Source organism: Desulfurellaceae bacterium (assembly GCA_021296095.1).
In the GTDB taxonomy this organism is placed as follows: Bacteria; Desulfobacterota; Binatia; order Bin18; family Bin18; genus JAAXHF01.
This window is the reverse complement of the sequence record JAGWBB010000027.1, coordinates 44,285-45,494: the sequence shown is the minus strand read 5'-3', so window position 1 is coordinate 45,494 and position 1,210 is coordinate 44,285. Positions and strand designations below refer to the sequence as shown.

The following is a 1,210-nucleotide window of genomic DNA, read 5'->3' as shown; positions in this document are numbered from 1 at the left end:
GGCGGCCAGAGCTGGACCGAGCAGCAGAACAGCCTCTTGGGCCAGGCCGGCATTGACGACGCCCTGAACTTTCCCACCTTCTTCGGCGCGTATTTCACCTCGGCCCAGGAGGGCATTGCCGTCGGTCTGGAAGGCAAGATCGCGGCGACGACCGACGGCGGCCAACACTGGACGTTCCTGGCCGATACCGCCTCAGAAACCGCGCCGCTCTTCACCCCGATCCTGTTCGACAACGGTCGGGGCTGGATCGTCGGCGCCTCGGGACGCATTTATCAGCGCCAGGTCGGGGAAGACGGCCCCACCTGGCAACGCGCCAGCTTCGGCATGCCGACTGTGACCTGGCTGCGGGCGATTGATTTTGCGGACGACCAGCACGGCTGGATCGTGGGCGGCTTTGGGACGGTCATGCGAACCTCGAACGGCGGCCAGACATGGTTGCCCAGTCTTGGCTAGGGCGCTGCGACAAGCCCGGCGTAAACACGGAGTAGACACGGCATGGCAGATACGGCCTTTGATATTGCGGATAAAGTGACGATCATTACCGGTGGGCCGATATTGCGGCCGAGTTCTGCCGCCGTGGGGCCAAAGTCCTGATCACCAGCCGGACGATGGATCACCTCGGTCCGGTGGCCGACGGCATCCGTAACGAGGGAGGCACGGTCGATGCGATTGTGTGCGACGTGCGCGACAACGATCAGGTCGAAGCCGTGGTCAACAGAGCCGTGGCCAACTGGGGTCGGGTCGATGTGCTGATCAACAACGCCGGAGCCAGCTTTGTGGCCCACGCCCACGATATTTCGCCCAACGGGTTCCGGGCCATTGTCGATATCAACTTGAACGGCACCTTTCTGTTTTCCCGGACCGTGGCGCGGCTCATGATGGACAAAAACAGCGGCGGCAGCATCATCAATATCTCGTCCGATGCGGGCGTCTACGGGGCGGCTTCCATGGCCCATTACGGCGCCTCAAAAGCCGGCGTGGTCAATCTGACCCGCTCGCTGGCCATCGAGTGGGCGCCCTACGGCATTCGGGTCAACTGCATCTCACCCGGCCCGATTGAAACACCGGGCGTCATGGAAGTCTTGTGGCCGACGCCCGAGCTGCAGCAGCGCGCCCGTGATTCCAACGCTCTCAAACGCTTTGGCAGCGGTCTCGAAGTCGCCTGGCCGTGTGTCTTCCTGGCGTCTTCGGCCTCGGGCTTCATCAATGG

Annotated in this window: 2 protein-coding genes; both read left to right on the top strand. The window is 63.1% G+C overall.

Annotated elements, in window-relative coordinates:
* Window positions 1–453: hypothetical protein (locus J4F42_08595; protein MCE2485556.1), on the top strand; the 453-nt coding region annotated here is incomplete at its 5' end.
* Between the two features lie 101 nt (window positions 454–554).
* Window positions 555–1,210: SDR family oxidoreductase (locus J4F42_08590; protein ID MCE2485555.1), on the top strand; the 656-nt coding region annotated here is incomplete at its 3' end.